Origin of the sequence: Streptomyces sp. NPDC005931, assembly GCF_042871235.1 — a bacterium.
In the GTDB taxonomy this organism is placed as follows: domain Bacteria; phylum Actinomycetota; class Actinomycetes; order Streptomycetales; family Streptomycetaceae; genus Streptomyces.
In genome coordinates, this window is sequence record NZ_JBIAIG010000027.1 from 23,979 (window position 1) to 30,278 (window position 6,300).

The 6,300-nt window shown below is 67.0% G+C and carries 5 protein-coding genes; 1 reads left to right on the forward strand and 4 read right to left on the reverse strand.

Translation table 11 applies throughout. The annotated features are described in order from the left end of the window. Positions 1–16: 16 nt before the first annotated feature. The 4 genes from ACFYOV_RS32795 to ACFYOV_RS32810 all read right to left on the reverse strand — a co-directional run bounded on the left by ACFYOV_RS32795 (position 17) and on the right by ACFYOV_RS32810 (position 5,092). Positions 17–784 (reverse strand): DUF6585 family protein, encoded by a 768-nt coding sequence (locus tag ACFYOV_RS32795; RefSeq protein ID WP_389094131.1) that lies wholly within the window; start codon positions 782–784, stop codon positions 17–19. A gap of 474 nt (positions 785–1,258) precedes the next feature. Beyond that, on the reverse strand, positions 1,259–1,456 hold the full coding sequence (locus ACFYOV_RS32800; RefSeq protein WP_389094140.1) for a transposase: 198 nt from the start codon (positions 1,454–1,456) through the stop codon (positions 1,259–1,261). Next, positions 1,423–1,788, reverse strand: coding sequence for a transposase (locus tag ACFYOV_RS32805; protein WP_389094132.1), 366 nt, complete (start codon positions 1,786–1,788; stop codon positions 1,423–1,425). The genes ACFYOV_RS32800 and ACFYOV_RS32805 overlap by 34 nt, the downstream gene beginning before the upstream one ends. Before the next feature lie 289 nt (positions 1,789–2,077). After that, the gene (locus ACFYOV_RS32810) at positions 2,078–5,092 is read right to left on the reverse strand and encodes a tetratricopeptide repeat protein (RefSeq protein ID WP_389094134.1); all 3,015 of its coding nucleotides are present in this window, start codon (positions 5,090–5,092) and stop codon (positions 2,078–2,080) included. Between the two features lie 650 nt (positions 5,093–5,742). Between ACFYOV_RS32810 and ACFYOV_RS32815 the strand changes: the two genes are divergently transcribed. Beyond that, complete coding sequence (locus tag ACFYOV_RS32815) at positions 5,743–6,072, forward strand: hypothetical protein (protein ID WP_389094135.1); 330 nt, start codon at positions 5,743–5,745, stop codon at positions 6,070–6,072. The last annotated feature ends 228 nt before the right edge of the window (positions 6,073–6,300 follow it).

Here is a 6,300-nt window from a genome sequence, read left to right on the forward strand (position 1 = left end):
ACTTTCACAACAGGCCCTAGATCCGCCGGTGACCGGGGTCGCCCGCCGCCGGGCCGCCCTCCAGTACCGGGCGCCGGCACAGTCGCACGGCGTTCAGTATGTGCTCACCCAAGGGGTCGGATTCCAGGTGGGGATGGGCGTCGATCCGCAGGCGGTGCCCGTCACGGATGATCACGTGGTAGGCGACCACCTTGCCGCCGAAGAGATTGGCTCCGTGGGCCTGTCGCGAGAGCACAAGGCGGTCGACATCGTCCCAGCTCACGGCGCGAGGGCGGCCGTAGGAGGTGTACACGAGCCCGCCCGCGTACAGATGCGTGCGAACGAATCCCTTGGGCATTCTCCACAACAGGACAGGAAGCGCGATGATCACCAGGACGAGCGCCGCGAGCAGACACAGCACCACGGTGGTCACCAGCTTCTGGAGGCCGGGGATGTCGGTCCCGGTCTTGCTGAGGACCCAGTTCACGCCCCACAGCGCTCCCACGATCACAGCGCCGATGGTCACCGTGCCGGCCACGATCTCCAGCGGGCTGGTGTTCTTGCGGGTGAAGACGTGCTCGCCCAGTGAACGCTCGGCCGCCAGACGGGTGACTCGTGCCGACGGGGCGTATCCCTTCATCTGCACGGCATTGGGGAACCGCTTGATGACGGCGACACCCAGGACCGAGGCGGCCAGGCCCGCGAGGAGGACGGTGACGGCGGACGAGGCCGGGGTGTCGCCGAAGATCAGCACTCCCAGGCCGTACAGCATCGTCGCCAGGCCGCCGAAGACAACCAGCAACATCAGGCAGCCCAAGTTCAACAGGGGCCCGGGCTCGGAGTGTTGCTGCGGTTCATCTGTCATGGCGTCCCCCAGGAACTCGCGGTTGGCGTGCCGAATCTAGCCGTTTCGAAGAAGGCTCCCCACTTCGGCCTTGTCTCCGAGCAGTCCGCCTTATCCTTGCTCGTGCCGATCTGGGACAGCTTGCAGATGCTGTCCCAGATGACCGTGTCCTTGATGTAGTCCTCGGTCAGGGCGACGACGGACACAAGCTGGAGGGGTTGTTCGTGTCCGTGGGGTGCCGACCCTCGCCGCGGGTGAAGGAGTCGAACACGATGCCTTGTTTTGAACAGTTGACGTCATGTCACACGAATGGTTCCACCAACTCACAGTCCTAGGGTGTGAGCTGGCGGTTCGTACTGCGAACCGGCCGCGGCCTGTGTCGGTGCGCCAGCTGGGTGCCAGGCGTCGCGGCATGCGGGGCTTTCGCAACATACCCTACTGATCTTTTCGTAAGTTCGGTGGGTGTGGTGGTTGGATGGTCAGGCCGGTATGGGTGAGGAATGGCCATGGCAGTGTGGGGTTGGCGTTGATGCGGTGGATGCCTTGCTCGGTGGCGTTCGGCGACATCGGCGCGGTGGTCGCCGGCGAGGTTGGCGAGTTCAGCTTCTTGAGCGAGGACCACAGCAGTTCCACCGGTTCGGCTCGGGAGCGTAGGCGGGTAATCGTTCCAGGGTGAGCCAGTCCTGTTCGGCGACCCGGGCCCGAATCGCGCGGCTCCAGTGGGTGGACAGGCCGTCCCAGATGAGGACCACGCGCTCGCCGCGGTAGAACACCTTCACCTGCTCCAGGACCTCGATGAGCCCGGCGGTGTCGTAGCTGCCGGGCTTGAGGTGGAAGCACAGGCGCGCCCCGCGATCGGGGTCGGTGGAGTGGTAGCCCAAGGCCCCGGCCATCGAAGCGCGCTTCCAGTTCAGACGGTGCCGCAGTAGCGGAGTCCGCCCTCGGGGCGAGTAGATGCGGCGCATCTGAGGGAGCAGGGAGACACCTTTCGACGCGGCGCGGTGGCGCCGGACGCACAAGGCGATCTGCACCACGACACCCACGCATCAACGCCCTGACCAGGTAAGACACTCCTGGACAGGTAAAGCGCTAACCCAGCCTGTAGGCGCAGAAGCTACCCACAACGCCCCGGCCATTCCCACCAAGACCCACACAATCCCAGGTCACAGCACTCACACCCACCAAACCCACCTATCAACCCACCCCCAACACACCAGCTCACACACCACCCCGCACACCAACCAACCCCCCGCCTCAGCGAAACGAAGGCGGAGCAAGACCGTCGAGCTGGCTAATGAGGCGCAGGACCTGCTGCTCGCCGGGTCGGCTGCCGGTCTGTCGGTAGAGGGCGAGGGCCTGTTCGTAGAGTTGCCTGGCGGTGTTCAGGTCCGCGCGGTCATGAGAGACCATCGCCAAACTGTTCAGCGCGGCCGCCTGGCCGGAGCGGTTGCTGGCCTGTTGGTAGAGGGTCAGCGCCTGCTCGTAGCGCTGTCTGGCGGTGACAAGGTCCCGACGACTCCGGGCAACGCTTCCCAGACCCATTAGCGCCGTGGCCACGCCGGGTCGGCTGCCGGTCTGCCGGTAGAGGGCCAGTGCTTCGTTATGGTGCTGTTCGGCGGTGCCAAGTTCCGCGCGGACCTGGGCCAGATGGCCTAGGTTGTTTAGTGCATGTGCCTGGCCGCTGCGGTCGCCGATCTGCCGTTCGATGGTCAGGGATTGCTCGAAATACCGCATGGCCGCGTTCAAGTCCTCGCGGTCTTCAGCCACATGTCCCAGGTTGTCCAGAGCGCTGGCCTGGCCGGAGCGGTCGCCGATCTGTTGGAACAGGGCCAGGGCTTGGTTGTGGTGCCGCCCCGCGCTAGCCAGATCCCCGCGGTCCCGCGCCAGCTTCCCTAGATGGTCCAGCGCGGTGGCCTGGCCGGAGCGGTTGCCAACCTGCTGGAACAAGGCCAGAGCCTGCTCGAAGTACTGCTCGGCGCTCTCCGGCTTTCCGCGGTCCCGGGCGACGTTCGCCAAATTGCCGAGTGTGGCGGCCTGGCCGGAGCGGTCGCCAATCTGTTGGTACAGGGCCAGACCTTGGCTGTGGTGCTGCTCAGCGTTGTCCAGATCCCCGCGGTCCCGAGCCAGGGCACCTAGCCCGTCCAGTGTCCTGGCCTGGCCGAATCGGCTACCGGCCTGCTGGTACAAGGTCAGGGCTTGCTGGTAGTGCTGCTCGGCAGTCTCCTGGTCTCCGCGCTCACGGGCCACATTTCCCAGGTTGGTCAGTGCGAGGGCTTGGCCCAGGCGGTTGCCGGTGTGCTGGTAGAGGGCCAGGGCCTGCTCATGGTGCTGATGGGCGGTGTTGAGGTCTCCTCGGTCAAGAGCGACATATCCCAGGTTGTCTAGTGCATCGGCTTCGCTGGCTCGGTCGGTGAGGTCGAGGGCCAGGTCGAGGGCGGCTTGGGCGTACCGCTCGCTGAGGGCGCGCTGGTGGGCTGCCTCGGTGGCAGCCCTCAGCGAGATCTGGACCGCTGCTGGTGCGGGGTTCGGGTGAGTGGGCAGACCGGGGCCGAATTGTGCACTCTTTCGGGCTAGGCGCGACTGCCGAAGCAGGAGGTTGATGCGGCATCGAGTGTCGGGACAGTTCCGGGCGGTCTCTAGCCCCTGCTTCAGCGCCTCTTCTGCAGCGTGTAGATCGTCGCGCAGCAGCGCGACACTCGCGTACAGCGCGTGCAGCAGGGCTTGTTCGTGCTTGCCGGCTTCGCCGACTGTGTGGGCCAGGCGGGCACCCTGCGTGATGAGGGCATCGGCGCGCGCATAGTCGCCGGCAAGGAAGGCGCCGGTGGCTTGCAGGCGCAGCAGGGTGACGGGGCGGACCTGGGCTGTTGCGGTGATGGTGAGCGGGATTGTCGGGATCCGGTGGGTGGCCGCATCGGTCGTATCGGTCGGATGTGGAGCCGGTGCGGTGGCGTCGGCGGCCAGGCGGCGGGCAGTGTCGACGGCGGTGTGGAGGGTGGGCAGGTCACCGATGCTGCAGACGGCAAGGGCCAGTGCGAGAGCCAGGTCGGCGCGGTCGGCCGGTTCGGTGATGCCTCCGGCGGTGTTGAGTGAGTGGCGCCAGAATGTGGCGGCGTCTTCGTTACGGTTCTCGCGCCAGGCCAGCTCGCCCCGCATCCAGGCCACCTGTGCCTGCCCGCAGGTGTCGTGCACTTGCTGGTAGTGCCGGTCGGCGTCGGCGGCCATGCGGTCGGCCTGGTGCAGGTGTCCTTGCAGGAGCGCGATGTGTGCCTGGGCATGGAAGGCCAGGGCCAACGCGGGGTGGAGCACGCTCGGCTGGGCCGGTTCGGCGGCCGCGTCAGCGGCGGCATGAGCCAGTGTGTACGCGTCACCGAGACGGCCGTCGGTGACGGCTGCCAGGATGGCCTGTTCCCATAACCGGCATTTGGCGGGGGCGGCATCTTCGGCGGCGAAGCGGTGGTACATCTCCTCGGCAGAGAGTCGCCCCTCGGCCAAGGCGGCGTAGAACTCGGCAGCGGCTCGGTGCCAGCGCGGGAGCTGCCGACGGTCGGGAATCCGGTCCCGGTCGGCGCGGGCCAGGTGTTCCAGTAGCCACCCGCGAATGGTGGCATGCATCACCAGACGGGGTGCCCGGTTTGTAGCTGGCGCGGCCTGCAAGAGTTGATGGCGGGCCAGGGCAGTGAACCAGTCGCCGCTTAGCGGGGTGTCGGCCACCAAATGGGCCAGCGCGGGCTCGGTGATGACTCGTAACACGCAGGCGGCCTGTACTAGCATGCGCTGCTCGGCCGAGAGCCGACCCAGAATGTTGTCCACCAGCCAGGCCGACATCGGCTGCCCCACCGCCTGATCCAGCCACGCACCCCCACCACCAATCCCGCTCTGGCAAAGGTCAGCGATGGCCGCTGCGATTAGTGGCATTCCGCCGGACATCATGTAGGCCCTACGCGCCAGCTCCAAGTCCAGGCCCAAGGCGGCGAAGTGGTCCACGACGTCGTCCTGACTCCAGGCTGCAAGTTCCAGCTCCTGCCAGGCCGAGTCGGGTAGGCCCATCACCGTCAGCCGGTCCTGCCCCGCAAGGATCACTCGCAGCCGAGGAGACACGTCCAGCAGTCGGACCAGCATGTCCCGCACGAACCAGTCTCCGATGCCGATTGCAGTGCGAGCCCGGTCTTCTCTGGCGACATCGTCGAACACATACAACAGCTCTGTTGTATCCACCATCAGCAAGACCGGGCGGCGCACCCGGGCGGCGATGCTCAGCACCGCCTGCACCCACGCCTCCCGGCGCTGGGCGGTAGGCGCGGACCCGTCGGCGACCGCTGAGACACCTGTGATCTGCCCGCGCCCTCGGGCGATCATGGTGATGCTGGGGGGGGTGCTCGGTCCCGATACGCGAGGCCTGCCGACGCAGGCGGCGTCGGCGCCACCATGGCCCGGCTGTGGCCAGCTGGCTGGCCAGGGTCCTCACCAGGCGCAGCACCACGTCGGTTTCCACCGGCAACGGGGCCAGGACCACATCGAGCACGTCGAGCCGAACCGGACGGAGGCCACGCCGACCGTGGTGGACCACGTGCCGCAGCAGTGTGGACTTACCGGTCCCGGACACACCCTGCACCACTAGCACCCGGAGCGGCGAGCCCTTGCCCGTCAGCCGCTCGACTGCGGCCAGCGCCTCTCGGCGATCGGTGAATACCTGAGACACAGTGATTGGCCCCCAGTGGTGACAGTGTCTGGCAAGGTGGTACTGCCACGCTGGCCATCGGTCACGATGGTAGGGCGATAACTGAGATTCAGATGTGTCTTTGCGGCGACGGACACCTTGGTGTATTGCCGCATCGGACCAACAGGGGGTGGCCATGTATATGCCAGGTCCGAGGACCACGGCGGCGGTCGGTGCAGTGTTATCCGCCGCCACCGCGGTTGTGACCAACCTGGTCACCACACGGTGGAGCCCGGCCCTGATCGCCGCGGCCGTAGTCCTCGTCATCGTCGGCGCCGCAGCTGCAGCGGTCTCCGCCGCACACGGTCACTCTGATTCACCGCCGACTGCCCGGCTCACAGCCCGGCGTCGCGGCCGCCTCGACCGAGTCCGGGTCGCCCAGGGCGCCGACGCCGCAGTGCGCATCGAAGCCGCCGGCAGAGCAGCCGAAGTGTCGAACCTGGAAGTCAACATCGACAACACCGAGGCCATCGCCAAAGCAACCGGTCGAGGTGTGATCAGCAACTCCTCAATCATTCGGAAGGATTCCTAAACTCCATCCGGAAGGCGCGGGCCTGCCGCACATCCGTCCGGAGACCGGCCCTAGAGGTTGCGGAACGCGCGGGTGCCGTGGCCGAGAGGAGCCGGCCCTCCCGCAGACCACGGCCCGGACGTGGACCGACGCGTTCGCATGGTCGGTCATCAGCGGGCTGATATGGCAGCGGGACCGGGTGATCGGCCCTCTGCTGCGCGAGGACTACGCGCCCGCCATCCGTGACGG